This is a genomic window from uncultured Butyricimonas sp. (assembly GCF_959596855.1).
Taxonomy (GTDB): Bacteria; Bacteroidota; Bacteroidia; order Bacteroidales; family Marinifilaceae; genus Butyricimonas; species Butyricimonas muris.
This window is the reverse complement of sequence record NZ_CAUFYA010000013.1, coordinates 13,651-39,912: the sequence shown is the minus strand read 5'-3', so window position 1 is coordinate 39,912 and position 26,262 is coordinate 13,651. Positions and strand designations below refer to the sequence as shown.

Annotated in this window: 25 protein-coding genes; 11 read left to right on the top strand and 14 right to left on the bottom strand. The window is 43.6% G+C overall.

What is annotated here, in order from left to right:
- Positions 1 to 80: 80 nt before the first annotated feature.
- Positions 81 to 455, bottom strand: a complete 375-nt coding sequence (locus tag Q5866_RS07845) for a hypothetical protein (protein ID WP_186975252.1) — start codon at positions 453 to 455, stop codon at positions 81 to 83.
- 193 nt (positions 456 to 648) lie between these two features.
- On the opposite strand from Q5866_RS07845, the gene Q5866_RS07840 reads away from it, so the two are divergent.
- Together Q5866_RS07840 and Q5866_RS07835 are read left to right on the top strand one after the other, a co-directional pair.
- Complete coding sequence (locus tag Q5866_RS07840; protein WP_099292244.1) at positions 649 to 1,176, top strand: GNAT family N-acetyltransferase; 528 nt, start codon at positions 649 to 651, stop codon at positions 1,174 to 1,176.
- Between the two features lie 3 nt (positions 1,177 to 1,179).
- On the top strand, positions 1,180 to 2,133 hold the full coding sequence (locus Q5866_RS07835; protein ID WP_303179774.1) for an NAD(P)-dependent oxidoreductase: 954 nt from the start codon (positions 1,180 to 1,182) through the stop codon (positions 2,131 to 2,133).
- A gap of 65 nt (positions 2,134 to 2,198) precedes the next feature.
- Here Q5866_RS07835 and glyA read toward each other — a convergent pair whose 3' ends face one another.
- The gene (gene glyA, locus Q5866_RS07830; protein WP_099292247.1) at positions 2,199 to 3,479 is read right to left on the bottom strand and encodes a serine hydroxymethyltransferase; all 1,281 of its coding nucleotides are present in this window, start codon (positions 3,477 to 3,479) and stop codon (positions 2,199 to 2,201) included.
- 160 nt (positions 3,480 to 3,639) lie between these two features.
- Here glyA and Q5866_RS07825 point away from each other — a divergent pair, with 160 nt between their 5' ends.
- Positions 3,640 to 4,134, top strand: a complete 495-nt coding sequence (locus Q5866_RS07825) for a hypothetical protein (RefSeq protein ID WP_099292248.1) — start codon at positions 3,640 to 3,642, stop codon at positions 4,132 to 4,134.
- 384 nt (positions 4,135 to 4,518) lie between these two features.
- Here the strand turns inward: Q5866_RS07825 and nqrF are convergent, their stop codons facing one another.
- The 6 genes from nqrF to Q5866_RS07795 all read right to left on the bottom strand — a co-directional run bounded on the left by nqrF (position 4,519) and on the right by Q5866_RS07795 (position 10,595).
- On the bottom strand, positions 4,519 to 5,787 hold the full coding sequence (nqrF, locus tag Q5866_RS07820; protein WP_099292251.1) for an NADH:ubiquinone reductase (Na(+)-transporting) subunit F: 1,269 nt from the start codon (positions 5,785 to 5,787) through the stop codon (positions 4,519 to 4,521).
- A gap of 83 nt (positions 5,788 to 5,870) precedes the next feature.
- Positions 5,871 to 6,494 carry an NADH:ubiquinone reductase (Na(+)-transporting) subunit E gene (gene nqrE, locus Q5866_RS07815; protein WP_099292252.1) on the bottom strand — a complete coding sequence of 208 codons (624 nt, stop codon included), beginning with the start codon at positions 6,492 to 6,494 and terminating at the stop codon, positions 5,871 to 5,873.
- Between the two features lie 24 nt (positions 6,495 to 6,518).
- A complete protein-coding gene (locus tag Q5866_RS07810) occupies positions 6,519 to 7,163 on the bottom strand; it encodes an NADH:ubiquinone reductase (Na(+)-transporting) subunit D (RefSeq protein ID WP_303179773.1) in 645 nt (214 codons plus the stop codon).
- The gene (gene nqrC, locus Q5866_RS07805) at positions 7,163 to 7,939 is read right to left on the bottom strand and encodes an NADH:ubiquinone reductase (Na(+)-transporting) subunit C (RefSeq protein WP_186975257.1); all 777 of its coding nucleotides are present in this window, start codon (positions 7,937 to 7,939) and stop codon (positions 7,163 to 7,165) included. Before nqrC ends, Q5866_RS07810 begins: the two co-directional genes overlap by 1 nt.
- A 68-nt stretch (positions 7,940 to 8,007) precedes the next feature.
- On the bottom strand, positions 8,008 to 9,156 hold the full coding sequence (locus Q5866_RS07800; RefSeq protein ID WP_099292255.1) for an NADH:ubiquinone reductase (Na(+)-transporting) subunit B: 1,149 nt from the start codon (positions 9,154 to 9,156) through the stop codon (positions 8,008 to 8,010).
- Positions 9,157 to 9,239: 83 nt separating this feature from the next.
- Positions 9,240 to 10,595, bottom strand: a complete 1,356-nt coding sequence (locus Q5866_RS07795; RefSeq protein ID WP_303179772.1) for a Na(+)-translocating NADH-quinone reductase subunit A — start codon at positions 10,593 to 10,595, stop codon at positions 9,240 to 9,242.
- Positions 10,596 to 10,841: 246 nt separating this feature from the next.
- Here Q5866_RS07795 and Q5866_RS07790 point away from each other — a divergent pair, with 246 nt between their 5' ends.
- Positions 10,842 to 11,273, top strand: coding sequence for an META domain-containing protein (locus Q5866_RS07790; protein WP_227214597.1), 432 nt, complete (start codon positions 10,842 to 10,844; stop codon positions 11,271 to 11,273).
- A 109-nt stretch (positions 11,274 to 11,382) separates the two neighbouring features.
- On the opposite strand, the gene Q5866_RS07785 is transcribed toward Q5866_RS07790, so the two are convergent.
- From Q5866_RS07785 to Q5866_RS07770, 4 genes are all read right to left on the bottom strand, one after another.
- Complete coding sequence (locus tag Q5866_RS07785; protein WP_303179771.1) at positions 11,383 to 13,983, bottom strand: carboxypeptidase-like regulatory domain-containing protein; 2,601 nt, start codon at positions 13,981 to 13,983, stop codon at positions 11,383 to 11,385.
- A gap of 1 nt (position 13,984) precedes the next feature.
- Complete coding sequence (locus Q5866_RS07780; protein ID WP_099292259.1) at positions 13,985 to 14,965, bottom strand: FecR family protein; 981 nt, start codon at positions 14,963 to 14,965, stop codon at positions 13,985 to 13,987.
- 18 nt (positions 14,966 to 14,983) lie between these two features.
- Positions 14,984 to 15,661, bottom strand: coding sequence for a hypothetical protein (locus Q5866_RS07775; RefSeq protein ID WP_303179770.1), 678 nt, complete (start codon positions 15,659 to 15,661; stop codon positions 14,984 to 14,986).
- 81 nt (positions 15,662 to 15,742) lie between these two features.
- Complete coding sequence (locus tag Q5866_RS07770) at positions 15,743 to 16,285, bottom strand: RNA polymerase sigma-70 factor (protein ID WP_099292261.1); 543 nt, start codon at positions 16,283 to 16,285, stop codon at positions 15,743 to 15,745.
- A 427-nt stretch (positions 16,286 to 16,712) separates the two neighbouring features.
- Between Q5866_RS07770 and Q5866_RS07765 the strand changes: the two genes are divergently transcribed.
- Positions 16,713 to 17,330, top strand: coding sequence for a DUF1062 domain-containing protein (locus Q5866_RS07765; protein WP_099292262.1), 618 nt, complete (start codon positions 16,713 to 16,715; stop codon positions 17,328 to 17,330).
- A 124-nt stretch (positions 17,331 to 17,454) separates the two neighbouring features.
- Here the strand turns inward: Q5866_RS07765 and Q5866_RS07760 are convergent, their stop codons facing one another.
- Positions 17,455 to 18,729: a folylpolyglutamate synthase/dihydrofolate synthase family protein gene (locus Q5866_RS07760; protein WP_303179769.1), complete on the bottom strand. Its 1,275-nt coding sequence runs from the start codon at positions 18,727 to 18,729 to the stop codon at positions 17,455 to 17,457.
- Positions 18,730 to 19,014: 285 nt separating this feature from the next.
- On the opposite strand from Q5866_RS07760, the gene Q5866_RS07755 reads away from it, so the two are divergent.
- Together Q5866_RS07755 and Q5866_RS07750 are read left to right on the top strand one after the other, a co-directional pair.
- A complete protein-coding gene (locus tag Q5866_RS07755; protein ID WP_099292264.1) occupies positions 19,015 to 19,386 on the top strand; it encodes a polymer-forming cytoskeletal protein in 372 nt (123 codons plus the stop codon).
- A 68-nt stretch (positions 19,387 to 19,454) separates the two neighbouring features.
- A complete protein-coding gene (locus Q5866_RS07750; RefSeq protein WP_099292265.1) occupies positions 19,455 to 20,090 on the top strand; it encodes a redox-sensing transcriptional repressor Rex in 636 nt (211 codons plus the stop codon).
- 263 nt (positions 20,091 to 20,353) lie between these two features.
- On the opposite strand, the gene Q5866_RS07745 is transcribed toward Q5866_RS07750, so the two are convergent.
- A complete protein-coding gene (locus Q5866_RS07745; protein WP_303179768.1) occupies positions 20,354 to 21,553 on the bottom strand; it encodes a TlpA disulfide reductase family protein in 1,200 nt (399 codons plus the stop codon).
- Between the two features lie 323 nt (positions 21,554 to 21,876).
- Here Q5866_RS07745 and Q5866_RS07740 point away from each other — a divergent pair, with 323 nt between their 5' ends.
- The 4 genes from Q5866_RS07740 to infC all read left to right on the top strand — a co-directional run bounded on the left by Q5866_RS07740 (position 21,877) and on the right by infC (position 26,221).
- Entirely contained in the window at positions 21,877 to 22,536 is a 660-nt protein-coding gene (locus Q5866_RS07740; protein ID WP_303179767.1) for a hypothetical protein, read from the top strand.
- A gap of 176 nt (positions 22,537 to 22,712) precedes the next feature.
- Positions 22,713 to 23,567 (top strand): Rpn family recombination-promoting nuclease/putative transposase, encoded by an 855-nt coding sequence (locus Q5866_RS07735; RefSeq protein ID WP_303179766.1) that lies wholly within the window; start codon positions 22,713 to 22,715, stop codon positions 23,565 to 23,567.
- Positions 23,568 to 23,699: 132 nt separating this feature from the next.
- Entirely contained in the window at positions 23,700 to 25,658 is a 1,959-nt protein-coding gene (thrS, locus tag Q5866_RS07730) for a threonine--tRNA ligase (protein ID WP_303179765.1), read from the top strand.
- Between the two features lie 29 nt (positions 25,659 to 25,687).
- The gene (gene infC / locus Q5866_RS07725; protein WP_099292271.1) at positions 25,688 to 26,221 is read left to right on the top strand and encodes a translation initiation factor IF-3; all 534 of its coding nucleotides are present in this window, start codon (positions 25,688 to 25,690) and stop codon (positions 26,219 to 26,221) included.
- Positions 26,222 to 26,262: the final 41 nt, after the last annotated feature.

The following is a 26,262-nucleotide window of genomic DNA, read 5'->3' as shown; positions in this document are numbered from 1 at the left end:
TTTTATAACTTGGGTAACACTTAGCAAATGTATCCTATGTATTCATGATACAAGATACGTGCCAAATATGTACTGGTTTTTCAAATGATTAGAAGGCAGAGCTCATGGAAATATCGCTTGGGTTGCGATATGAACACGTCACGTGTTCCCTTGTTGTCTGTCTTCGGGTTGAGAATTGGATATTCGTATTCGTCAGCGGTGATTCCGTCAAGCATGACTCGAACCCGACAAGGCAATTCCGATCTCCTCATGCTGACGAGCGTGTTCTGGAGTACCGGCATATCGTTGGGGTTCATGATATCAAAGGCTTCTGCCTTGGTGATAGAGTCATGTATTTCTGATATCTGACAAACGATGGCACCGCGTTGAGATTCAGTCATAACCAGTCCCATGGCAACATTCGTGAGTTGTGTTACCACCAAGATCAGAAGGCTATGTAATACGAATCTTATCATACTTAGTGTTTTGTTTCAAATATAGCGAATCGATTCAATAAATGCAACGTTTTCCGTGCTTTTTTTCTGCTATATACGTGAAAATAGGTATATTTACCACCTGAAAGTTCGTATTTTTCTTTATTGGGAAAGAAAATTAACATTTTAGTAATATTTCATTGACTTGGAGTAGGGGTTTTATTAAACAAATGATATGAATATGGAGATACGAGACGAGAGAGAACGTTTTTTATTGAGAGAATGGACGCTTGCCGATGTCGATTCTTTGGCTGAAAATATCAGTAATATTAATATATGGAATAACGTACGGGACGGTTTGCCTTATCCTTACACGAGGGAGGATGCCGGGACGTATATCCGTGTAACGATGGATAAACCGTACGTGCAGGATTTCGCTATCGTGGCGGATGGGAAAGCGGTGGGAGGAATCGGTTTCATTCCCCTGTGTGACGTCGAACGATATAGCGCGGAACTGGGGTATTGGTTGAGTGAAGATTATTGGAATAAAGGAATCATGAGCGAGGCAATACGCCGGGTGGTGGATTATGTATTCCGGGAAACGGATATCATTCGTTTGTTTGCCACCGTTTACGAGTATAATCCGGCGTCCATGAAAGTACTGGAAAAGGCCGGGTTCACGAAACAGGCAATACTGCGCAAAGCTGCCGTGAAGAACGGTAAAGTGATTGATATGCATTATTTTGATTTGGTGAAAGACTAAGGGATGGGTAAAAGAATCTTGATCACGGGTGCGGCGGGTAATTTGGGTAGTTTGCTTGCTTGTCGTTTGAAAGAAGAGGACGTATGCCTGCATCTTCTGACACATCGTAAAGATGTACCTTCCGAGTTGAAAGAAAAAGAAAACATTACCGTATTCAAGGCTGATTTAGGAGAGCCGGGTACGTTGCCCGAGGCTTTGCAGGGAGTGGATGTGGTAGTACATTTCGCGGGAGTGCTTTTCAGGCATAACCCGGAGAAGTTTTTGTCAACCACGAATACCCGTTATTTCAATAATTTGTTGGATGTTGCGGTGGTACAAGGTGTGAAGCGGGTAATCTTAATCAGCTTTCCACACGTGGAGGGTGAAACGACTCCCGAACATCCGGCCGCGGGACGATTGGACGGGACTCCCGTGTCGGTTCACGCTATCACGAGGCTGGAAGAAGAAAAGTTACTGTTCGATTACGGTCGGAAGAATGGGATTGAGGCTGTTTCTTTACGCGTGGGCATGGTATACGGTCGGGGTATTCTGATGGTGGACGCCGCCCGTTGGTTTTCCCGGTACGCGTTACTGGGGGTATGGCAAAAGCCCACGTGGATACATCTGATTTCTACCGAAGATTTTCTTGAAGCAACACGGGCAGCTTGCATGAAGGAGGGTATTGAAGGAATATATCATATCGGTGACGATGGGGTACAGACTTTACAGGAGTTTTTGGATGAAGCCGCGAAACATTGGCACACGGTAAAACCGTGGCGAATGCCTTTATGGATGATAAACACGGCAGCCCGCTTTTTTGAACTTTGTTCCCGTCTGTTCGGGGTTAGAAGTCCGTTGACAGTTGATTTTATCAGAATAGGGCAGGTATCCTATTACGGGGATACCTCCCGGATGAAAGAGGAGTTGTTACCCCGGTTGAAGTATCGGGATTTTAGAGAAGGTATAGGGACATTGTAATCCGTAAAAAAACAATCACGCGACTCGTTGAGAATCGCGTGACTGTTTTTATACGGGTACGATGATTACCAAGCAAACATAGGTCTGTCGTTCATCATCGCGTTTACTTCTTTCTTCACTTGAGCGATAACAGCGGCATCGTCGATGTTACTCAATACTCTGTCGATCATATCCACTACGATAGGCATATGCTCCTCTTTCAAACCGCGGGTAGTGATAGCCGGGGTACCCACGCGTAAACCTGACGTGGAGAACGGGGTACGGGTATCGAACGGAACCATGTTCTTGTTGATCGTGATGTCTGCCAATACCAACGTATTTTCAGCTTTCTTACCGGTTAATTCCGGGAATTTGGTTCTCAAGTCAATCAACATAGAGTGATTGTCAGTTCCGCCGGAAACAACTTTATAACCTTTTTCCACGAATGCTTTCGCCATAGCCTTGGCGTTAGCCAGCATTTGTTTAGCGTATTCGGTATAGCTGTCAGATAATGCCTCCCCGAAAGCAACGGCTTTGGCAGCGATCACGTGTTCAAGCGGTCCGCCCTGTTGTCCCGGGAACACGGCAAAGTTGATCACTTGTGACATCATTTTGATTTCTCCCTTTGGAGTCTTCAATCCCCAAGGATTCGGGAAGTCTTTCGGGAGAAGAATCATACCACCGCGCGGTCCGCGAAGCGTTTTGTGAGTGGTAGTTGTCACGATATGGCAATATTCCATCGGGTTGTTCAATAAACCTTTGGCAATCAATCCGGCAGGGTGTGACATATCGCACATTAACAAAGCACCTACTTTGTCAGCGATTTCACGCATACGTTTGTAATCCCAGTCACGAGAATAAGCAGATGCCCCGGATACGATCATTTTGGGTTTGTGCTCGATAGCCAATTTCTCCATTTCGTCGTAATCTACCATTCCGGTTTCTTCTTTCACGTGGTAAGCTACCGGGTGGTAGTTGATACCGGAAAGATTAACGGGTGATCCGTGTGAAAGGTGTCCGCCATGAGCCAAGTCAAGTCCCAAGAAGGTATCGCCCGGTTTCATGCAAGCGAAGAACACGGCAGCATTAGCTTGTGCCCCGGAGTGCGGTTGCACGTTAGCGAATTCGGCACCGAATAATTTGCAGGCACGGTCGATAGCCAATTGTTCCGTTTGGTCAACGATTTGGCAACCGCCATAGTAACGAGCTCCGGGATATCCCTCTGCATACTTGTTCGTCAAGCAAGAACCCATGGCTTGCATAACTTGTTCACTCACGAAGTTCTCGGAAGCGATCAATTCCAGTCCTTCTTTCTGGCGATGGCATTCCTTGTCAATCAGGTCGAAAATTTGAGTATCTCTTTCCATTATTTAGATTTTTAATAATATAGACGTTTATAAAATCTTGCCCAAAATTATACTAATTCGTTCGTCTAAGCAAAGTATTTCCCGACTTTTTTTCGTCCTCCCGCTTTTTAATTTTCAAAATTTTATTTATGTTTGTTGTTGTATAAAAAAATGACTTGCTATGGAAAATCCTTTTGAAACAGAAAAACCGGTAAGACCGACCTTTCTGACAGTACTTTGTATTTTAACTTTTATTGGTAGTGGTTGGGGAACGGTATCCAACTTATTCAGTTTGGTTGCGTTTTCTCCCGAAGCGATAGTGGCGCAGATCCAACAGATAACAACAATGACAGGTACAGAAGGAGCTCCTTCGTGGATGTCTTCTTTCATGGGATCTTCCATTGAAATGTTGCAGACCACGATTAAACATGCGATTCCGATTTATTCATTATTGACCTTGTTCGCTTTAATGAGTTTGAGCGGGGCTATTTTGATGTTTAACTTGAAAAGAACCGGATTCTATTTGTATGCTTTCGCTCAAATAGCGCAATTGTTTGTATTGCCTATGTATTCCGGCTGGAATATGGTAGTTATGGCTTCAATGATCGTATCCGGCTTTTTCGCTTTATTATTTATAATCCTGTACGGGGTGAATTTGAGCAAAATGAGAAATTAGTGATTGTTTATAGTCGCCTTCGGCGAATTGCAGGTTGCTTTTCTTGTGTTTAAGACTGTATTTTAACTCATCCTCTGTTTATAGAGGAGGTGGCTGCGAAGCAGACGGAGGAGTTTCTTTAGAAATAGAGTTTTGGCACACGTGATCTTTCTTTCTTTTCCCCGTGTTTGTCGGCTCTTATCTTCTGACTACCTATTGACTAAGTCCTGACCAAGTCCTGTATAGACAGGAGTTAGTCAGGACTTACTCAGAACCTAGTCAGGACTTGGTCGCCATGATATACGGAGAAGAGCGGGAGATAAGCGTGGGAGAGGGGAAAAGAAAAACAGACCGGACTCTTTACATTCTGGTCTGTTTTTCTTTTTATGATTGAAGGAATTTGGTTTATCCTCCGAAGTTGTCGTACATCACGTTTTCATCGGGTACACCCAAATCGTACAACATTTTGGTTACGGCCGCGATCATCATCGGGGGACCGCAGAGATAATACTCGATGTCTTCCGGGTTCTCGTGGTTTTTCAAGTAGGTTTCATAGATTACCTGATGCACGAATCCCGGCGTGTAAGCTACTCCGGCTGCATCAGCCACGGGGTCCGGTTTATCCAGAGCCAGCGTCCAATGGAAGTTCGGGTTCTCTGCTTGAATCTTGTTGAATTCATCCACGTAGGGAGCCTCTTGCAGGGCACGGGCACCGTAGAAGAAACTTACTTTACGATCCGTGTGCATCGTGTGGAACAAGTTGAAGATATGCGAACGCATCGGAGCCATACCGGCACCACCACCGATGAACATCATCTCGTTGTTGGTATCTCTCAGGAAGAATTCCCCGTAAGGGCCGGAAATGTTTACTTTATCTCCCGGTTTACGCGTGAAGATAAAAGAAGAACAGATACCGGGGTTCACGTTGGCAAATCCGCCGATAGCTTTATCAAACGGGGGAGTCGCAATACGGATATTCAACATGATAATGTTGCCTTCTGCCGGAGAGTTAGCCATGGAATACGCGCGGTAAGTCGGTTCCGGGTTATGCATTTTCAGATCGAACATCTTCATACGTTCCCAGTCAGCCTTGTATTTCTCGTCAATATCCATGTCTTTGAAATCCACGTCAAGGGCGGGTACGTCAATTTGTATATATCCACCCGATTTGAATTTCAAGTTTTCGCCTTCCGGTAATTTTACCACAAATTCTTTCAAGAATGTGGAAATATTTCTATTGGAAACCACTTCACATTCCCATTTCTTGATACCGAGTACTTCTTCCGGAACGCTCATCTCGATGTTTTCCTTCACTTTTACCTGACAAGCCAGACGCCAGTTATCGTGCTGTTGTTTGTACGAGAAGAACCCTGTTTCGGTCGGGAGTATAGACCCCGCGCCTGATTCTACCTGACAACGGCACATACCGCAAGAACCTTTTCCACCACAAGCGGAGGGAAGGAATATCTTGTTGTTCCCAAGTGTGGCAAGAAGCGTGGAGCCGGGCTCGGTAACTAATTCTTTTTCGCCTTGGTTGATGCTGACTTTCACTTCTCCCTTGGGGGTAAGTTTAGCTTTCGCGAACAAAAGCATACCCACGAGAAGCAGTGTCACGATAAGAAACACCACGATCCCCGACAGGACAATTGTTGTATTTATTGCTAATAAAATCATCTTACTAATTTTAGATTTATTGATTTTAAATTTTAAATTGTAAGTCTTGAAATTTACAATTTAAAATTTACAATTTAAAATTACTACAGGTTAATACCCAAGAAACTCATGAATGAAATAGCCATCAATCCGGTCACGATAAAGGTAATACCGATACCTCTAAGTGGGGCGGGGATGTTGGAATATTTCAGTTTCTCGCGTATGGCGGCGATACCCACGATAGCGAGCAACCAACCGATACCTGAACCTAAACCGAATGCCGTGGCTTCACCGATATTCGCGTATCCTCTCTCTTGCATGAACAAGGAAGCACCCATGATGGCACAGTTCACCGCGATCAACGGGAGGAAGATACCCAATTGGTTGTAAAGCGCGGGAGTGAATTTCTCCACGACCATTTCAACCAATTGCACGATAGCGGCGATGACCGCGATAAACATGATGAAACTCAAGAAGCTCAAGTCTATGTTAGCGGCAGCTTGTTCTCCCAATAACCACGCTAAAGCTCCTTTTTGTAACACGAAATTATCGAGCAGGTAGTTTACCGGAACGGTAATCAATAGCACGAATACAACGGCAATACCCAATCCGAACGATGTTTTCACGGTCTTCGATACAGCAAGGTATGAACACATACCCAAGAAGTAGGCGAAGATCATGTTATCGATAAATACAGACCGGACAAATATATTTAATAGATTTTCCATATTCTATTTTTTCTTTTAAGTTCACTATTTCTGTTCTATCAACTCTTTGTTCTTTGAGCGTTGAACCCAAATGATCAATCCTACCAGTATCAAAGCCATCGGGGGGAGGATCATCAACCCGTTGTTTTGGTATCCCCAATCGTAAAATATCTGGGGGATAACTTTAAAACCGAACAGAGTTCCGGAACCCAGTAATTCGCGGAAGAAACCCACGATTACAAGTACCAGACCGTACCCCAAACCGTTACCGATACCGTCAAGCAGAGAAGGCCACGGTTTGTTTGCCAACGCGAAAGCCTCGATACGTCCCATGATAATACAGTTCGTGATGATCAAGCCGACGAATACGGATAGTTGTTTACTAACTTCGTAAGCGAATGCTTTCAATACTTGGTCTACGATGATTACCAGTGCGGCAACCACAACCAATTGCACGATGATACGGATACGGGTAGGAATTGTATTTCTCAATAGCGAAAGAATCACGTTAGAGAAAGCTGTCACTGCCGTTACCGAAAGAGCCATCACGATGGCGGGTTCCAATTTTGCCGTCACGGCGAGAGCAGAACATATACCCAACACTTGCACGAGTACCGGGTTATCCTTGTTCAACGGACCGAGTAATAATCCCCGGTTCTTGGCTGAAAATAATGTTTCTTTATCGCTCATTACTGTATTTGTTTTAAGAATTGTTCGTAACATTTTAGATAATCGGCAATCATCGTTTCAACGGCTTTCGACGTGATTGTTCCTCCCGAAATACCGTCTACTTCGTGGGCACCGGTAGCGTTTCCGCCTTTTTTCACGGTAATTGCTTTTAGGGTTGAGTTGTCGAAGATCGTCTTGCTCTTGAATTGCTCTTTAAAGAACGGTTGGGTGATTTCGGCTCCTAACCCGGGAGTTTCTCCCTTGTGGTCGAACAGCACGCCGTAAACCGTGTTCTTGTCCTCGTTCAAGGAGAGATATCCCCATACCGGACCCCAAAGTCCTGCCCCGTAAACCGGAAGTATGTATTTGATTGCTCCGTCAACATCCGCGACAAATACCGGGAATTTGATATCCGCCAATGCTTTATCGTCTTTTATTACTTCGGTAATCATGCGTCCGTCTTTCAACGCTTTTTGCAGTTCCGGACTATTCTTGATGGCTTTCTGAAGTTTTTTTCCTTCCACGGGAATGTCAACTTCAAAAGCATTTCCCTCGATGGCCTCTCCCTTGTAATTCAGAATGAATTGTCTTTTGATAATTTTATCGAACAACTCTTTTGACGTTTCCGGGGTTGAACTGATATTCACCGAGCTCAGTATATTCTGTCTTTTCTCGTTCTCTATATTCTCATCTTGCAGTGGTTTTAGTGAAAGAGATACCACGGCCAGTATAGCCGCCACCACGACAACCAAAACGATGGAATAGATAAAGGTATATGTATTTCCTTGTTTGTTCATCTCTTTAAAGATTTAGTGATTTACGATTTATGATTTATGAATGTTTTGTAATCTGAAATCATGAAATCTTAAATCTGAAATTGTTTGGCTCTTTTAAGTCTGCGTTTGATGTTTCCTTGAACCACGAACCAGTCGATAAGCGGGGCAAAGGTGTTCATCAACAGGATAGCGAGCATCATACCTTCCGGGTAACCGGGGTTCAGCGTACGAATCAGGATGGCCATCACACCGAGGATAAATCCGTATATCCATTTTCCTTTTTCCGTTTGAGCGGAAGTCACGGGGTCGGTTGCCATGAACACGGCTCCGAACGCGAATCCACCCATGATGAGGTGCGCGATCGGGGTGATTGCGGCGTACGGGTTCGTTTCCGGTAACGTGTAGTTTAATAACAACGCCATACAGTATCCCCCGATAAAGGTGGAAAGCATAATCTTCCAGCTGCCGATACCTGTCGCGATCAATAAGATTGCTCCCAGTAAAATGCAGAATGTGGAGGTTTCACCGATAGAACCGGGAATCAATCCCCAGAACATGGATGCCATGTCATAGGTCGCCGGTAAGCCTTGAGAGGCTTCGGCCAGCGGGGTAGCTTGTGAGAATCCGTCGGGCATTCCGGCAATCCAAACCTTGTCCCCCGAAATCATGGAAGGGTAGGAGAAGAAGAAGAATGCACGGGCTAATAAAGCGGGATTCCAGATATTCATACCGGTACCACCGAAAATCTCTTTACCGATAATCACGGCGAAGGCGGTAGATACTCCCACCATCCAGAGGGGTGCGTTGACCGGCATCACCATCGGGATTAATAATCCCGACACGAGGAATCCCTCGTTGATCTCGTGTCCTCTGATTTGCGCGGCGGTAAATTCTATCGCCAGTCCTACCACGTAGGAAACGATGATCATGGGCAATACTTTCCATAACCCGTAGAAGAACATTTCGAAAAGTCCGGATTCTACTCCCAAGGCTTTGAAGTGTTGGTACCCCACGTTGTAAATACCGAACAACAAGGCGGGAACCAGTGCCAGTACCACGATGATCATGGTTCTTTTCAAATCGATACCGTCCCTGATGTTACACCCTGAACTTGTCGTGCGATTAGGCACGAAAAGGAAAGACTCGAAACCGGTGAAAACGGAATGAAGCTTTTCCAGCTTGCCTCCCTTTTCGAATTTTGGTTTCTGCTTGTCTAAATATTTGCGTAAGAAATTCATCTTTATAATTTATGATTTGTGATTTATGATTTACGATTTATTGTCGCCAAGCGAATCTTAAATCGTCCATCTGCAATCGTCAATTAATTCAGTTCTCTAATCATTAACTCTATACCTTTTTCCAGAATCTCTTGAACGGGAGTCTTGGAGGTACAAACGAATTCACACAAAGCCATGTCTTCCGGTGCAATCTCGTACATGCCGAGTTGTTCCATCTTATCAAGGTCTTCGGCCAAAACTGCTTTCAGCAAGTACACGGGCAGAATGTCCATGGGAAGGACTTTCTCGTATTGTCCGGTAACCACGAAAGCCCGTTCTTCCCCGTTATAGTTCGCGTTCAGCGAATACTTCTTGTTCGGGCACAAGAATGACGGGAAGGTTTTGGAGAGCGAGAATTTGTTGAAGCCCGGCATAGCCCAGCCCAAAAATTCATAATTATCGCCTTCCGGGATAACCGTTACCATATTATTATAGTACCCGAGATAATTGTCCTCGTCGGTTTTATAACCCGTGAGCACGTTTCCGGATATAATACGTTGGTGTACTTGATTTTTCAAATTGCCTTTCACGAGGCACTTAATTTGGGCTCCCATGATCGTCTTGTAGTAAGCGGGTTTCTCCACCTCTGAACCGGCAATGGCGATCACTTTGCGGGCATCGAATTTACCGGTAGTGAATACCCGTCCGATGATGGCAAGATCCATGGCGTTTACCACCCACACGATATCCCCTTTGTTGATCGGGTTCAAATGGTGAATTTGTATCCCTACATTACCTGCCGGGTGCGGTCCGGAGAAATAATTCACGTCCACGTTTTTCAGTTTCGTGAAAATAGAGGTGGAAGGAGTCCCTTCTCTCAAATTGAGATTCACGTTTTTCTCGCACAATTTCTTTAAGCAATCGATTCCGGCTTGAAGCGCGGGAAGCTCATCCGCGAGGGTTACGTCATAATCCGGTGCAAGCGGTGCGGAATCAAATCCCGATACGAATATCGCTTTCGGCATATCTTCCGGGTTAGCGATGATGTCGTACGGGCGTTGTTTGATCATAGGCCAAACACCACTGTCGAGCAACTTTTCGATGATTTCTTTTCTGGAAAGTTGGTTCGCGTCGGCACTCCCGAAATCCCGGTATTGGATTTGATCATCCGCTTTGACGACAACTTCCAGTAGTTTTCTTCTTTCACCTCTGTTGACGGCTTCGATAGTACCGCTGATGGGTGCCGTGAATTTGACTTCGGGTCGGTATTTATTAATAAACAATACATCGCCCGCCTTCACTTGGTCGCCTACCTTTACTGCAAGTTTAGGAGTAAGTAACCGGAAATCTGTCGGTTTTACTGCATAGAGATTGCATTTCTCCACGTTTTTTACCACGTTTTCCGCTTCTCCTTTCAACTTGATATCAAGGCCTTTTTTCAGTTTTATCACCTTGGACATTGTTTTATTATATTTTTGATATGTAGATAATTATTTCTCTTCCACGCATAAAAATGGTGTTTTAAAAATACGTGCAAATATATAATCAATTATTGAATTTATTCAGTAATTCAAAGGTTAATTCTTGCAATAGAATGCTTTTTTTAGCTTTGAGTATCGGATTGGTATATTCCTATTTGGCATAGTATTTGTTGAGATTAGTGTGAAAATGATTAATATGATATTATCCAAAATAGTGATCGAGTTATGAAAGGTATGATAGTTTGTTGCTTTATAACAGTTCTGGCGATTTCGTGTAAATCCGCTAAGGAAAGCGTTTCTCTGACCGGAGTGAAGTGGGTGGCGGAAAGCTTGAACGGAAAAGAAATTAAATTCAAGGAGGCGCAGAGCGAGGTATTCTTTACTCTTGACGCCACCGATAAAAAGGTTTCCGGGAAAGCGGGTTGCAATCGTTTTTTCGGGACTTACGATTTGAACGAGTCGGAATTGGCGTTTAGCGGGATGGGGGCGACGAAGATGGCCTGCCCGGATATGGATATCGAGGCTTCGTTCTTCAAGGTGTTGGAAGATACAAAGAGTTTCGTGATCAAAAACGACAAGCTGACTCTGAAAGATGCCAACAACGTGATAGCGGTATTTAAGGCCTTGGATGAAAAGGCAGACAAGAAGAAAAAATAGTTTATAGTTTGATTTTTCGTGATAGAAAAGGGGCTTGTCGGTAACGATAAGTCCCTTTTAAATGTATCAAAACATCTATTGAAATATATCATCGGGCGGGGGAGGGTGTTTAAAACAGGATTTTGTAACTCAAATTCGGCAATATATCGCTTACTCTTTTTTTCTCTATCATATTCTTCGGTTCGTTATACTGGAGCCCGTGTTGTCCCGTGTACCCGGTTAAATTCAATAACTGAAGGCCGATTTCATGGGACACGTGTTTTTTATTTAACTTGTAACTAATCCCTAAATCTACGGTAAAGGCGGGGGCGAATTGCCGGCTGAATGCTCGTGTTTCGTCATAAGTGATATCTTTTTCGGCTAAAGATTTCGTTTCGTCAACCGGGGTGTAACGGTCGCCGCCTTGATAAGACATACGAAAGTTCAAGTTAAATATATTTTCTTGTTTTTGCCCAACCATCCATTCTTTACCTCCCAGAGCATTAAATATATATCCCCGGTCAAGTCGTGTATTCCGCCACACGTGATCCCCGCCGAGATATTCCGATTTAAAGACAGACCCTGTGAACAGGTAATAGTAGCCTTTATTCAGGTAACGTTCCAACGTGATATCCACCCCGTAATTATGTCCTTTACCCTTGTTCACGAGCTGCCTGTCCATGTAATAGGAATCGTGATTGATGATCGAAAAGGATGTTTCCGGCTCAACCGGCACGTCGAATAACGCTTGGTAGTAAGGTTCTATTTTCAAGTGAATATTTTCAGATATTCCCCAATCGTAAGTCAACACGAAATGATGAGCCTTGGCGAAATCCAATTCCTTATTTACTTTATCATCTCCCGTTTGTGGTGTCTGTACAAAATAGTAATCCAGTTTTTCACGACGGGAATGTAACCCGTAAGCGACTGATAATGCCTGTTTCGAGTTGAAATCCCATTTAAAAGCGAGGCGGGGTTCTATCGTCCATTTCGAACTTAACGTGAACATTTGTGCGTTTATGCCCACGTTGGTTGTCAGCTTATCCGTGAGTTTGAGAATGGAATTACTGTATACCGATATTACCATAGCTTCGCCTTTGCCTTTCACGATTCTTTCCATGGGTTTGTTTAACCCGAAATTGGGGGATAAATTGAAATTCAAGTCGTATAATAGTCCGGTAACGGTAATACCGGTGCGGTTCGTGTGTCCGGAACTATATTTCTTATTGAAGTAAGAATTAAAGACGATATCCAGATTCGCGCTTTTCATGTTTACAACAGGGAAATAAGTTAAGGCATCCCGGGAGGTCAGTTGTTTTACCCGCGGATGGTTGTCCGAGTAAGTAGCGGCTAACGAAGTCTTGAAGTAAGCATCGTTACCCGGGGCATACCTGTGTGTAATTCCCCCGGCTCCTTTTGTCATTGTCATCTTTATTTTTTGCCTGTCGTCGTATGTTTCCCATTTGGAGCGGTTTTCCTCCGCGTCGACTTTATTCATGTCAAGCAGACCGATGCCCCAAACGGAAAATGTACCAACCCCGCGTGTCGGGAAATTCAGTTTGAAGGTCAAATCTTGAAAATTGATACCCGTGTTAGCTGCAAGTCCTCCCATCAACGCGGTTGAAAAGAAACGGTAATTAAAGATATAAGAACTTCCTGATTTCTTGTTTATCGGACCTTCGGAAGCGATATCCAGTCCTAAGAATCCGATTTGAACGGCATGTTCGTGTTGCTCGTTATTCCCGTTCTTGACGGACATATCGAAGACGCCAGAAAGTGCGTTGTTGTATTCTGCGGGGAAAGCCCCGTTGAAGAAATCGGAATTGCCCATGACTTGACTGCTCAATCCCGAAAACAGACCTCCCCCGATGCCTGCCATGTCTGCGAAGTGTGTCGGGTTCGGGATTTCCACTCCTTCCAGTTTCCATTGCAGAAACTGAGGTGAATTGCCCCGGATGGCGATAGCGTTGCTTCCGGGAGCGCGGGCTACTCCGGCAAATGATGTTGCCAGACGGGCAGGATCGTCCAGTCCGCCCGCGTAACGATTGGCTTCCTCCACGCTGATCATGCGTCCCCCGGCGAGAGCCATGGGATTCAACGTGTGTTCCTTGTTTATGCTGGCTCTTACCACGACTTCTTCCAAATCTTGCGTGTTTTCCGACAGAAAAATCTCACGATACACTTCCTTCGCGGAAGTCAGTAATATTTCTTTTATCATGACAGGCTCGTAGCCTAGACAAGAAACTTGAATATCATATCTGCCGACGGGTATATTCTTGAAACGAAAATTCCCGAGACTGTCCGTTGTCGTCCCTACCGGTGGATTGACATGGCATAATATCACGTTCGCGTTCGGAACGGGCGCTCCCGATGCTGCGTCTTTAACCACGCCTTTTATCGTCTGTCCGGGGATATCTTTCCGGGGGACGGGAGAAAGAGGGACGATAATGATATGCCATCCTTTTATTTTGTACGTGAGTCCCGTGTTTTTTAGAATTTGTTCAAGTACTTTTTGAATTCCCGTGTTTTTTATATCAACCGTGATTTTCTTCCGGTCGTCCAGTTTGGCTTGACTATAAGCAACCGTGTATTTGCTTTGGGCTTCAATTTGTTCGAAGGTTTGTTTTATCGAGATGTTCTGTCCCGTGATGGTGATTCGGGTGTCTTGAGCGTACGATATAATTGAGATGAACAAGATGGAGAATAAACCGATTATTTTGAACGAGAGCATATTATTTTTTTATTAGTGTGACTTTATTGTTTTGTATCGTGTACCGGAAATCGCCTGTGACGTCCTGTAATATATCTAAAATCTCCGTGAGGCTTTCGTGGTGAACGAACTTCACCGTGTACGAGGCATTGGGGAAATCTTGTTTGTCATATTCGATGGATACGTCAAATCGGCGTTGCAGCGCACTAGTGATATCATTGAACGTGGTGTTCCGGAATATCAATAACCCGTCTTTCCAACCTGTGTTTTTTTCCGTGGCAATATTGACCTGCACGGATCGGTCTATTTTGCTATAAATGATTTGTTGATTGGGGCGAAGAATATACCCGCTGTCGTTTTCCTCTTGTTTTATTTTCACTTGTATGCTTCCGCTGTCGAGTGTCGCTATAGCTCTGTCGTTTCTTGGATAAGCGGAAATATTAAACTTCGTTCCGAGTACTTTCACGAGTAACGAACCGGTTTGCACGATAAATGGTTTCGTGGGGTTTTTGGTGACGGAAAAATATGCTTCCCCGTCCAGCGTGACCATGCGTGTTGTATCTTTGAACTTGGAAGGATAAGTGATTCTACTTCCCGAGTTGAGCAGAATCGTCGTTCCGTCCGGTAGGGTACATTCCCTTTGTTCGTTGTTGGAAGTGAAGACGGTGATCATTTTTACCTCTTGAGTCATGTAGAGGTAACCGCCCAACAGCAGAAGTGCCGGAACTATGACAGCGGCATATTTCATCCATGCACGTGTGGTTATTGGACGTCTTTTTTTATTTTCAATGCGTTGAATCGCGGCGTTTACCCGAGCGAGAGACTGGTACGTGCCGGCGTCCGCAGTCGCCGACAATTTGTCCCAAATTGTTCGTAAAGCCTGATCTTTCTCGGCAGCCCGGCGGTCGTCGATGATCCATTTTTGTATTTTTATTTCTGTCGCGGGGAGATACGAGTCGCTAAAGAACTGATCGAGTACCCGATAGATATAATTCTTTTTCATAGGTGTATTATTATATCATTAAAAACCGATAGAAACGCGTCCGGAGGTTTCCACTTTCCATTTCTGTGATTTATTGTCAAATTGATATTCTGCCCCGACACTTATGTCCGTGTCCTTTTTCACGTTAATGGATAGGGATGCCCCTGTGCCCGTGTGAGGAAACAGCGAATTGTAAACAGAGTGTAGGGAAGGAGCCCTCGCGAAAATGTACTGTCCCCGGATATTTAACCGGATGCGGTTTGCCGGAGTGTATTGTATCTTCCCGTTTACCCCCGTGATATTCTGCCAAAACAAGGATGCTGAATAATAAAATTGTTTGCTGAATAATCCTCCCGTTTCTATAAACAGTTTTTGTGTCGGTTGCCAGCGTATAGCCCCGTGTATAGAAATATACTTGCCCATTCCGGGGTAGAACATCTGTTTCCTGTTTCCCGCGAAAGATAATTGCCTGTAAACGGGATTCTGTTGGGAACGGTAGACGTCTGTCCGTGTCGGTGTGCTTCTTGTCATGGCGGGATAAGAGTAGAGAAAAGGAAGTGGCTTCCGGTATGAATATTCCGGTTTAATACTTGATGGGCGTGTCGATCCTAACTTTGTCGGGGTGTTTATTTTTTCTTTTTTTTCCACCGTTTGGGTGAATCCCGGGGAGGCAGATGCAAGAATCATAATTATTGATATTGCTATTCGTGCTTTCATAACATTTTTCTTTTGTTGTTGTTTACATGATTAATACAACCAAGTAGTGTATCGCTCCCGACCGGAAATGTATTTTTCTTGCTAAAGAAAGAATATCAAGAAGCTTGATATAACCTGCCGGATTTCCTGTAAAGCCAGACTTAGTTGGTTCTCAACCGTTTTCTTTGAAATATTCAGTTCTTGTGCGATCTCGTTATTGGAAAGCCTGTTGTCCCGGCTCATTTGATAAATTCTTTTTCTTTGAACAGGCATTTTGCAAATCGTCATTTCTATCAAAAGCTGAATTTCTTTCGCGAATAGGATTTCATCCGAACTGTCTGTTACGGGATTGAAATTGCTGAAGCTGTCTATAAACGTGTCTTCAATCAGCTTGTGTTTCAGAAAATTCAAAGCTGAATTTCTTGCCATCGTGTAAAGATATGGACCGAGAGGTTTCTCCGGATTTAAGGTTGTCCGGTTCACCCACAACTTAATAAATACGTCTTGCGCTAAATCTTCCGCGTCTGCTTCCGATCTGATAATGCCGCGAATGAATGATTTGACTTTTGGGAAACATGTAATAAACACATTTTCAAAAGCTTCATGATTACCATGATGGAGCGATTCAACTTCTGTTTCCTTCATTATAATATTTATTCCATAGTCATTTATTATAAATACAACCAAGTCGCACGATACTCCCGACTTTGAGGACGTAAATGTAATACCCGCGGGATAGGAAAATGGGAAAAATAGAGAATTTAATTTTTTAAGTTTATTTGTTACAAATAATTATTGAAGAAAAGACCGTTTTCAAAAAAACAGTTATCTTTACCTCGAAATTATAAGTATCCACATTTTGAGAACAATTCTTAGATTTATACTGGTTTAATATTTAGCCCTGTAAACCGCGGGCTAATAATTCTTTCGTTCGAGTAATTCTACTTGAAAAGGTTTTCTATTTCATTTTTATTCATGGCATTGCTCTTTTGAAGGGCATGGGACGCGTGTTGTAGCGCGATGTCGTGAATCATAACAAGACTTTCAAAGAATATTAGGTACAGTATAGAGCATGAGAACAGAGTATACATGGGAAATAAAGATTAAAAACACTCCCGCTTTAGAAAGAAAATGTAACCGATGTAATTGTAATAAATTTTATTGCAGCAACAAATTCAGAATGAACGCGCAAAAAAAGAACATTGATGTATGGCTGATTTACAGGTGTATGGAATGTGACAGTACATATAATTTGACGATATTGTCACGTACAAAACCCGAACTGATAAGAAAAGATTTGTTCACCAAGTTTTCGGACAATGATGAAGATATAGCTTGGGAATATGCTTTCTCGCTCGAAACGGCACGGAAAAACAATGTAAAATTTGATTACAATAGTGTTGAATACGAGATAGAGCATGATAATATTTCGATAAATGATATACTGAACGCGGGAGATGAATCGGTAGTATTCAAGATTCAAACCGGTTTTGAATTTGAACTTAAATTATCCTCCGTTATTCGCTATTGTTTAGGTGTATCTGCAAGTCAATTAAATCAAATGATTGAAGTTGATGCTGTTTTTACCCCCGAAGGCTATCCGATAAAGAAGCATAAAGTCAAGAATGGAGATATTGTATTGATAAACAAAGAGAAGTTACAAGGTATCAAATCTTTGGGTAGCGTTTGATTTTTAGGAATTTCTATTTCGAGATTACCGGAAAAGTCCTTCTTGAACGGGGCGAAAAATCTCTTGTCCGCTGTAGCTTGCACGAGGTTCTTCGCTTTGTTCGAGAGGGGCTTTTCCGGTGATGTCAGATAACTTCAGCTACCACGAATGTACTTCCCCCGATATAGATCATGTCATCGGGAGTGGCAGCGGCTTTCGCTGCCGCGTATGCTTCCGCGACGGTCGGGTACGTTTTACCGTGTAAATGGTGGGCTGCCGCTTTTCCCGCCAATACATGCTCATCCATTGCCCGGGGGATAGACGCTTTACAGAAATAGTAGATCGCGTCTTTCGGTAAGATATGCAATACGCTATCCACGTCTTTGTCGTTCACCATGCCCATGACGAAATGGAGGCGTTCGTACTTGCACGTTTCCAGTTGAGCCGCGATTTCCGTCAACCCGTCGATATTGTGTCCCGTGTCGCAAACCGTGTAAGGGGCACGGGATAATTCCTGCCAACGCCCGAGTAATCCCGTGTAACGAATCGTGTTCGCTATACCGTTATATATATGTTGATCCGAAATGTTTATCCCTTGCGCCCGTAGACTCAATACCGTTTCCAAAACTGCGGGGATGTTTTTGCGTTGGTACAATCCTTTCAGATCCGGATGCAGGTTGTCGAACGTGATGCCTTGCTTGTTTTTTAGATTGTAAGTGTTGCCCGGGGTGCGCTCCGCGTTCCAGTTGTCGGAAGCAAATTCAAGCGTCGTACCGCACTCTTTGGCTCTCCCGATAAACACGAAATCGGTATCGGCATCCCTCGTGCCGACGATTGCCGGAACGTTTGGCTTGATGATTCCCGCTTTCTCGCGGGCGATCTTTTCCAGTGTATCTCCCAGAAGTGCCATGTGGTCGAATGAAATATTCGTGATCACGGAAGCCAGAGGCGTGATGATATTCGTGGAATCGAGCCGTCCGCCCAACCCGACCTCTATCACGGCGATGTCCACTTGTTGATCGGCGAAATACTTGAATGCCATGGCTACCGTCATTTCGAAAAATGACGGTTTGATACCCGTGAAAAGAGTTTTGTTCTCTTCCACGAAGTCAATCACGTATTGTTCCGGCATCATTTCCCCGTTAATCTTGATTCGTTCGCGGAAATCCTTCAAATGAGGGGAGGTATATAATCCGGTCTTGTATCCCGCTGTTTGTAAAATAGAAGCGAGCATGTGTGACACGGAACCTTTCCCGTTGGTTCCGCCCACGTGTATCGTTTTGAACCGGTGATGCGGCGCACCGAAATGCTCGTCCAGTTTTAACGTGTTATCCAGATTGGCTTTGTACGCGGCTTTTCCCTCGCGTTGATACATGGGAAGTTGGGCGAACAGCCATTCTAAAGTTTCATTGTAATTCATATATCCTCTGTATTAAAACAAGTTCTCGTTATTGAACGGGCAAAAGTAGTAAAAATATGATGAGGGTATCATCTTGCAAAACGATTTGTTGTTTCTCGTCTAATTGGTGGACATCGTGCGGGTATCACTCTTTTTAGATGTTTCTTGGTAAATATGTGTTGTTTTATAATATTTGTTTTTAAATAGTTACATGGTTTGGTTGAAGTATTTTGATTTATTTTTACTAACTTTCAGTCCTGAAAATATCGTGTTGATAGTAGTATGATTTATTAAGAGAAAGAATATATGGGAAAAGAAGTACAGACCATCTTGAATCTTTTGAGTGAAGGTATCGTTGTGGAAGGTGATATCCGGACGACGAAAGATATACGGATTGACGGCACGCTCGTTGGTACGGTGCAGACCAATGGTCGTTTGGTTTTGGGTCCTGCCTCCAAAGTGACCGGAGGGGTAAATTCCCCGAGTATAGATATTTACGGGCAAGTTGAAGGGGACATCGTTTCGACAGGCTCTATCGTGTTGAGAAAAGACTCGAAAATCAAGGGAACGATAACCACACGCACGATGATTGTTGAGGCGGGAGCGACTTTTAACGGGGAGAGCAAAATGGTTGTCGACAAGGGGAAGAGTGAGTTGCCAAGTGGGGGTGAAAAATAAATAATGCAGATTATTTACATCGTTTTCGATGAAAAGATATAAATTTGCAGCGAAATTATTGACGATATATGGCTAACGATAGTAAAATAGTTCCGGTTCCGGTACTCAGGCGGATGCCTGCTTATCTTTCATTCGTGAAAACCTTGCAGAAGCAGGGAGAGAAGTACGTGTCATCGACAAGAATAGCCGAATACATGGAAATTGATGCCACGCAAGTGACGAAAGATCTATCACATACCGGGATATCCGGTAAGACTCGGGTGGGGTACGAGGTGGACAATTTCGTGGAAATCCTTGATGATTTTCTCGGGTTCAATAAGATGAATAACGCTTTTCTCGTGGGAGCCGGTTCGTTAGGAGGAGCCTTGTTGCAAGATAAGGGATTGAGAAACTTCGGTCTGAATATCCAAAAGGCTTTCGACGTGGATAAATCGAAAATCGGCACGAAAATCAATGACGTGGAGATATTTCATATCGATCAGTTCCGCGGTATGCCCACCGAATGTAACGTGGCCATCGGAATCATCACGGTTCCGGCAGATTGCGCGCAAGCGGTAGCCGATTTAATGGTGGCATGGGGAATCAAAGCCATTTGGAATTTTACCCCTGCGCGCATTAAAGTACCTTCGCATATAGCTGTCCAGAATAGTACTATTTACACGAATCTGGCAATCCTGTTCAATAAATTACACGGGCAGGAATAGGTTCAATCTTTTTTGGTTAGGTGTGTCACAAGGGTTTTGCCGGGGATAATCTCTACCGGTGGATGTTGTTTGCTGTTTGTTTGGGGGGTAAAAGAATGGGAAGACATGTTTTTCAAGTGTGTTAAATAAGCGTATTTTTTGCAAAAACGTGGGCTAAGAGTGGGCGATAAGTAGGCGAAGTGTAGGCGATGCCGCCTAACAGTCAGGCAACAGTCGCCTAATAGCCGTCCTATGGTATAGGTTTACGGGCTGTCGTGGGGTGTTTAAATATTGGAATGCGCAGAACGGGCTAACTCGTCAAGTGTTTGATAAAATTTCGGATTCACGCCTGAACCGATGTAAATGATTTTTTTGTCCGGGGAGATTATGACTTGGGACGGGTAGGCGAGAATCCCGTAATCTCGTGTGATTGTCATTTCTGGGGAACAAAATAGATTTTTCCATGGTAAATCGTTTTTCTTGATGGCTTGTAGCCATTTTTCTCTCGTGTCGTTGCAGCATACTCCCACGAATTCAAATAAAGTGTGATATTTCCTGTAATAATTCTTTAAATGTGGAAATTCGGCGATGCAATAGCCGCACCAACTTCCCCAAAAATCAAGTATAATGTATTTGTCCTTGAAGGAAGATAACGAGATTTGATTCCCGTTTGTATCGGGGAGAAGGAAATCCGGGGCGATGCTCCCTGTCGTAAGTTCTTTATGTCGTTGTTGGGTCTGTATTTGCTGTGTCGAGAATGACACGATATGATTAAGTCGATTTTTTAATTTTCCGTCGCGGATTTTCGGGTTCAAGCTGTTGTATAAAGGTGGTACACTATCCGTGTCCATGCTGCTAAGGTAAATGGCGGAAGCCTCCCTGTCGGGGTGTTGTTTTATGTAGTTATATTTAAGTGCTTGTATTTCGTTCCCGATTTTCTTGTAGCGATTGTATATTTTATTTTTCTCTGTTTGTGGGGCATCTTCCTTGAAAAGCGAGTCTAAAACCATATCACATTTCGTGTTTTCAACAAGCAGGTGAATGTATGTTTTTTTGTACTCGGCTAATTGTGAATTTAGTTCTGAACCGGATATGGAATAAGATAAATAATCGGGAAAAAATTCACCTGAAATATTTATTTGTTCGTTCGGTGTGATATAGAGATCTATTGTTTTGGATGAAGCCCAATAGGTGTTGCCATCCGGGTAAAGAACTTGTCCCTTGCCGGGAATAAGCTGAATCATCTGTAAGTCGTTAAGGGGTAAGTCGATCGTGAATTTCCCGTTTTTGGCAACAGTCTTAAAACTTGGTAATTCGGTATCTCCCCGGTAACGATTGATCGAATCCGGGTGCAGGCTCGTGTGTATTCCGTAAATCGTATCATTACCGATTCCCTTGATATACCCGGTAATGGTATGTTTTTGTTCGCATGATATCATTGAAATACATAGAAATGCCGCGAGTATGGTGTAGATTGTTTTCATTCTTCTTGATTTTTTGTAACAGGTTAAAAGTATGCTTTTTTGTTGGGTTTTCCAATAAAATGTGAATTCTTGTACCCTGTTTTTTCGCATTGTTCGTTCATTTATTAATATTTATTAAATAACAAGAGAGGAGGTGATAAAAATACGTATCAAGTGAAACTTATTCATGAAAACCTTTTCATAGAAAGTAAAATTGGAGGCTATTACACGATGTTCCTCAATTACTTCAATTTACATTTAGTGGTGAATGGAGGAATTAATATCGATTAGAATGATGATTTTTTATAGTTTATTTTATATATCACTTTAAATCATTTTATGTTATGAAGATTTTTTTGTTTTTAGGTGTCGTTTTTTGTTTGTTTTTTGCACAGAAAGGTGTGAGTCAAAGTCGGACGATTGGGAGTGTGTTGGACACATTGTCAAGGGATAGTGCAATTGTGACATTAGTGAACGAATCTTACCGGGTGATGGAGGGGCGAGATTGTTTGATGAATGTTAAAAATAAGTTCGATTTTGCTGGTGTGATGGATTGTAGGAAAGGGAGAAGGATAACATTTATGGAAGAAGGGACGATTGATGAAAAAGTTTTCAAGAAAGTTTTTTCAAAAGAGCGTATGGCTGAGTTGAGGGGACAGAGTTTCACGATAGTTTGTATTATTGATTCGACGGGATGCGTGCACGAGATTATTCGTTTTCTGTTGGCTTCTGCCCCGGGATTGACTTTCGAGGAGGTAGAGCAAGTGGAAAAAGAGATGCAAGGGTTCAAGATTAAGCTATTGGGCGTGGGAACCCCGCGTGTGCCACCTTACGATTTGTTCGGGTATCGTTGTGATTTCAAGAGGCTTTATGAGAACTACGAGGTTAATCAGGCAAGAGAGTTGAAGGATCCTGTTGAGTTGTGGGAAGAGATAAATAGGATAAACGAGCAGAAAAATCTAGAAAAGTCACGAAGGGATAGGCGAGGAAGTGTTGGGTTGTAAACCTGATAATATCTGCTTCGAAAAGATGTTGGCAAGTGCTTGCCTGTTGTGTTCTTGCTCTCCACGTGATTCGGTCACGTGGAGAGGTGTACTTTTTTTTATTCGAATACGAAATATAGATATGATTCTTGTAAGTTTGTATTATCTTTGTTTGAGTAATAAACAATATAAAGCCCATGGGAAGCGAAGGTTTACAAGAACGGTATATCAATCCTTACACGGATTTCGGGTTCAAAAAATTGTTCGGTACGGACATGAACAAAGATTTGTTGATCAGTTTCCTGAATGCTTTGTTGCACGGGGAACAGATGGTGAAGGATGTTACTTATCTGAATACGGAACACCTCGGTACTCAAGAGATTGACCGGCGTGCCGTGTTCGACGTGTATTGCGAGAATGAACAGGGCGAGAAATTTCTCGTGGAAATGCAAAAGGGAGAGCAGCAGTTTTTCAAAGATAGAAGTTTGTTTTATTCAACTTTTCCCATTCGGGAACAGGCGGTAAAAGGGAAAAACTGGGATTACGAGTTAAAAGCGGTTTACACCATTGGAATCCTTAATTTTACTTTCGACGAGAAGGACGGTTATTACCATCATGAAGTAAAATTACTGGATACCCGCACAAAAGAAGTATTCTATGACAAGCTTACTTTCATTTACTTGGAAATGCCCAAGTTCAACAAGGCCGAGTCGGAGCTGGAAACGATGTTTGACAAGTGGATGTTTGTTTTGCGGAATCTTTCCGGACTCATGGAGCGTCCGGCGGCATTGCAGGAACGTGTTTTCGAACGTCTTTTCAAAGCGGCGGAAATTGCCGGGTTTTCCCAACAGGAACTATTTGAATACGAGGATAGTTTAAAAGTTTTTAGGGACTGGTATAGCGTGATGAAAACGGCTGTAAAAAAGGGTAGGGCAGAAGGAATAGAAGAGAGTAAAATGGAAATAGCCCGAAACCTGAAAGCCTTGGGAGTTCCGATTGAGGTTATCGTTAAAAGTACGAACTTGTCGATGGAAGAGATTGAGAAGTTGTAAGAGTTTTGTATTTTTCTTAAATGTAGTCGATTAAATCTGATCGAATCTATTACTCGTGTGTTGTTTTTCCGATGTTTTTTCGTACTTTTGCAACTTGTAAATTACAATTAGTAATAACTAAAAGAAAGCAGAATGGTAAAGATTAAATTTCCCGATGGGAATGTAAAAGAGTTCGAGTCCGGGGTTACCGGCATGGACATAGCTAAGTCGATTAGCCATAAGCTGGCTAAGGAAGTGTTGTCGATATCCGTCAATGGAGTCACGTGGGACTTGACGCGGGGGATAACGACAGACGCCGAGATTAAGCTGTATACATGGGACGACGAAGAGGGACGCCATGCTTTCTGGCACTCGTCTGCACACCTTATGGCAGAAGCTTTGCAGGCTCTTTACCCGAATATCAAGTTCGGTATAGGACCGGCTATCGAGAATGGTTTCTACTATGACGTGGATCCCGGAGAAGGTGTTGCCATCCAAGAGAAAGATTTAGTGGAGATTGAAAAGAAAATGTTGGAGTTGGCAAGGAAAAACGAGGAGTATTGCAGGATAGACGTTAGCAAGCAAGAGGCGTTGAATCATTTTTCATCCCTCGACGAAACATATAAAGTTGAGTTAATCAATGATTTGGAAGACGGTACGATCACGTATTACCGTCAGGGTGATTTCACGGACTTGTGTCGCGGACCGCACTTGCCGGATACATCCTATATCAAAGCGATCAAGTTGACATCCGTTGCCGGGGCATACTGGAGAGGGGACGAGCACAAGAAGATGCTGACCCGTATCTACGGTATCACTTTCCCGAAGCAGAAGATGTTGGACGAGTGGATCGTGTTGATGGAGGAGGCGAAGAAGCGTGACCACCGCAAGATAGGCAAGGAGATGGAATTGTTCATGTTCTCTCAAGCCGTGGGTTCGGGATTACCCATGTGGTTGCCGAAAGGCGCCATGTTGCGCGACCGTTTGGAGGCTTTCTTGAGAAAGGTACAGAAGAAATACGGTTACGAGCAGGTAATTACCCCGCATATCGGTAACGTGAACTTGTACAAGACTTCCGGGCATTTCCAGAAGTACGGGAAGGATAGTTTCCAAGTGATCACCACGCCGCAAGAAGGCGAGGAGTTCATGTTGAAACCGATGAACTGCCCGCATCATTGCGAGATATACAAGTTTAAGCCCCGCTCGTACAAGGATCTTCCGGTGCGTTTTGCCGAGTTCGGTACGGTGTATCGTTACGAGCAGAGTGGTGAATTGCACGGGTTGACAAGGGTACGCGGTTTTACTCAAGATGACGCTCACTTGTTCTGTACGCCCGATCAATTGAAGGAGGAGTTCAAGAAAGTGATTGATATTATATTCACGATTTTCAAAGCGTTGGATTTCGAGAATTTCACGGCGCAGGTATCGTTGAGAGACCCGAATAACAAGGAGAAATATATCGGTTCGGACGAGAACTGGGAGAAGGCGGAAACTGCCATCATCGAGGCTGCTGCCGAGAAAGGTCTGACAACTACCGTGGAATTGGGTGAAGCCGCGTTCTACGGTCCGAAGTTGGACTTCATGGTGAAAGACGCTATCGGTCGGAAATGGCAATTGGGTACGATTCAAGTGGATTACAACCTGCCGGAACGTTTCGATTTGGAATACACGGGTGCCGATAACCAGAAGCATCGTCCGGTGATGATCCACCGCGCGCCGTTCGGAAGTATGGAGCGTTTCGTGGCGGTTTTGATCGAGCACACGGGTGGTAAATTCCCCTTGTGGTTGACCCCGGATCAGGTTGTAGTGCTTCCGATTAGCGAAAAATATAACGATTACGCGGAAAAAGTTGTAAATTTCTTAAATAATTCCGACATTCGCACCGTTTTAGACGACCGTAACGAGAAGATAGGTCGGAAGATACGTGATAACGAGTTGAAAAAGATTCCTTACATGTTGATTGTCGGGGAGCAGGAAATGAACGAAAATAAAGTTTCCGTGCGCCGTCAGGGTGAAGGTGACAAGGGAGCGATGTCGACGGAAGAGTTTGCAGAGATGATAAATAAAGAGGTAGAGATGCAGTTGAACGCTATCTACAATGAAAATAAATAATAAAAGGAGGATTAATTATAGCAAGGACAATGGAATTTAGGGGCAGAGGTCAAAGTGACAAGCCACAGCACAGAATTAACGAGCAGATAAGAGCCGCTTCTGTGAGAGTCGTTGGTGAAAACGTGGAACCGGGGGTTTATCCCGTGAAAGAGGCTTTAGCGATGGCTGAAGCTGCCGGAGCGGATCTGGTAGAAATATCTCCCAATGCCGATCCACCCGTGTGCAGGATTATTGATTATAGTAAGTTTCTGTACCAGTTGAAGAAAAAGCAGAAAGAGATTAAAGCCAAGAGCGTAAAAGTGGTCGTGAAGGAGATTCGTTTCGGACCCCAGACAGATGATCATGATTTCAATTTCAAGTTGAAACACGCGATTGAGTTCTTGAAAGAGGGTGCTAAGGTGAAAGCCTACGTTTTTTTCAAGGGACGCTCTATCTTGTTTAAGGATCAAGGGGCTACATTGTTGGAACGCTTTGTCGATGCTTTGGAAGATTACGGTAAATTGGAATCCGCTCCCATGTTGGAGGGGAAGAAGATGATTGTGATGATTACTCCTAAAAAATAGTTTAGAATTTGGGTTTTAGAATTTAGAATGAAATCTAAAAT

Coding starts and splice junctions, on each gene's coding strand:
- Q5866_RS07845 (WP_186975252.1), bottom strand. CDS start 455: ATGATAAGATTCGTATTACATAGCCTTCTGATCTTGGTGGTAACACAA.
- Q5866_RS07840 (WP_099292244.1), top strand. CDS start 649: ATGAATATGGAGATACGAGACGAGAGAGAACGTTTTTTATTGAGAGAA.
- Q5866_RS07835 (WP_303179774.1), top strand. CDS start 1,180: ATGGGTAAAAGAATCTTGATCACGGGTGCGGCGGGTAATTTGGGTAGT.
- glyA (WP_099292247.1), bottom strand. CDS start 3,479: ATGGAAAGAGATACTCAAATTTTCGACCTGATTGACAAGGAATGCCAT.
- Q5866_RS07825 (WP_099292248.1), top strand. CDS start 3,640: ATGGAAAATCCTTTTGAAACAGAAAAACCGGTAAGACCGACCTTTCTG.
- nqrF (WP_099292251.1), bottom strand. CDS start 5,787: ATGATTTTATTAGCAATAAATACAACAATTGTCCTGTCGGGGATCGTG.
- nqrE (WP_099292252.1), bottom strand. CDS start 6,494: ATGGAAAATCTATTAAATATATTTGTCCGGTCTGTATTTATCGATAAC.
- Q5866_RS07810 (WP_303179773.1), bottom strand. CDS start 7,163: ATGAGCGATAAAGAAACATTATTTTCAGCCAAGAACCGGGGATTATTA.
- nqrC (WP_186975257.1), bottom strand. CDS start 7,939: ATGAACAAACAAGGAAATACATATACCTTTATCTATTCCATCGTTTTG.
- Q5866_RS07800 (WP_099292255.1), bottom strand. CDS start 9,156: ATGAATTTCTTACGCAAATATTTAGACAAGCAGAAACCAAAATTCGAA.
- Q5866_RS07795 (WP_303179772.1), bottom strand. CDS start 10,595: ATGTCCAAGGTGATAAAACTGAAAAAAGGCCTTGATATCAAGTTGAAA.
- Q5866_RS07790 (WP_227214597.1), top strand. CDS start 10,842: ATGAAAGGTATGATAGTTTGTTGCTTTATAACAGTTCTGGCGATTTCG.
- Q5866_RS07785 (WP_303179771.1), bottom strand. CDS start 13,983: ATGCTCTCGTTCAAAATAATCGGTTTATTCTCCATCTTGTTCATCTCA.
- Q5866_RS07780 (WP_099292259.1), bottom strand. CDS start 14,965: ATGAAAAAGAATTATATCTATCGGGTACTCGATCAGTTCTTTAGCGAC.
- Q5866_RS07775 (WP_303179770.1), bottom strand. CDS start 15,661: ATGAAAGCACGAATAGCAATATCAATAATTATGATTCTTGCATCTGCC.
- Q5866_RS07770 (WP_099292261.1), bottom strand. CDS start 16,285: ATGAAGGAAACAGAAGTTGAATCGCTCCATCATGGTAATCATGAAGCT.
- Q5866_RS07765 (WP_099292262.1), top strand. CDS start 16,713: ATGAGAACAGAGTATACATGGGAAATAAAGATTAAAAACACTCCCGCT.
- Q5866_RS07760 (WP_303179769.1), bottom strand. CDS start 18,729: ATGAATTACAATGAAACTTTAGAATGGCTGTTCGCCCAACTTCCCATG.
- Q5866_RS07755 (WP_099292264.1), top strand. CDS start 19,015: ATGGGAAAAGAAGTACAGACCATCTTGAATCTTTTGAGTGAAGGTATC.
- Q5866_RS07750 (WP_099292265.1), top strand. CDS start 19,455: ATGGCTAACGATAGTAAAATAGTTCCGGTTCCGGTACTCAGGCGGATG.
- Q5866_RS07745 (WP_303179768.1), bottom strand. CDS start 21,553: ATGAAAACAATCTACACCATACTCGCGGCATTTCTATGTATTTCAATG.
- Q5866_RS07740 (WP_303179767.1), top strand. CDS start 21,877: ATGAAGATTTTTTTGTTTTTAGGTGTCGTTTTTTGTTTGTTTTTTGCA.
- Q5866_RS07735 (WP_303179766.1), top strand. CDS start 22,713: ATGGGAAGCGAAGGTTTACAAGAACGGTATATCAATCCTTACACGGAT.
- thrS (WP_303179765.1), top strand. CDS start 23,700: ATGGTAAAGATTAAATTTCCCGATGGGAATGTAAAAGAGTTCGAGTCC.
- infC (WP_099292271.1), top strand. CDS start 25,688: ATGGAATTTAGGGGCAGAGGTCAAAGTGACAAGCCACAGCACAGAATT.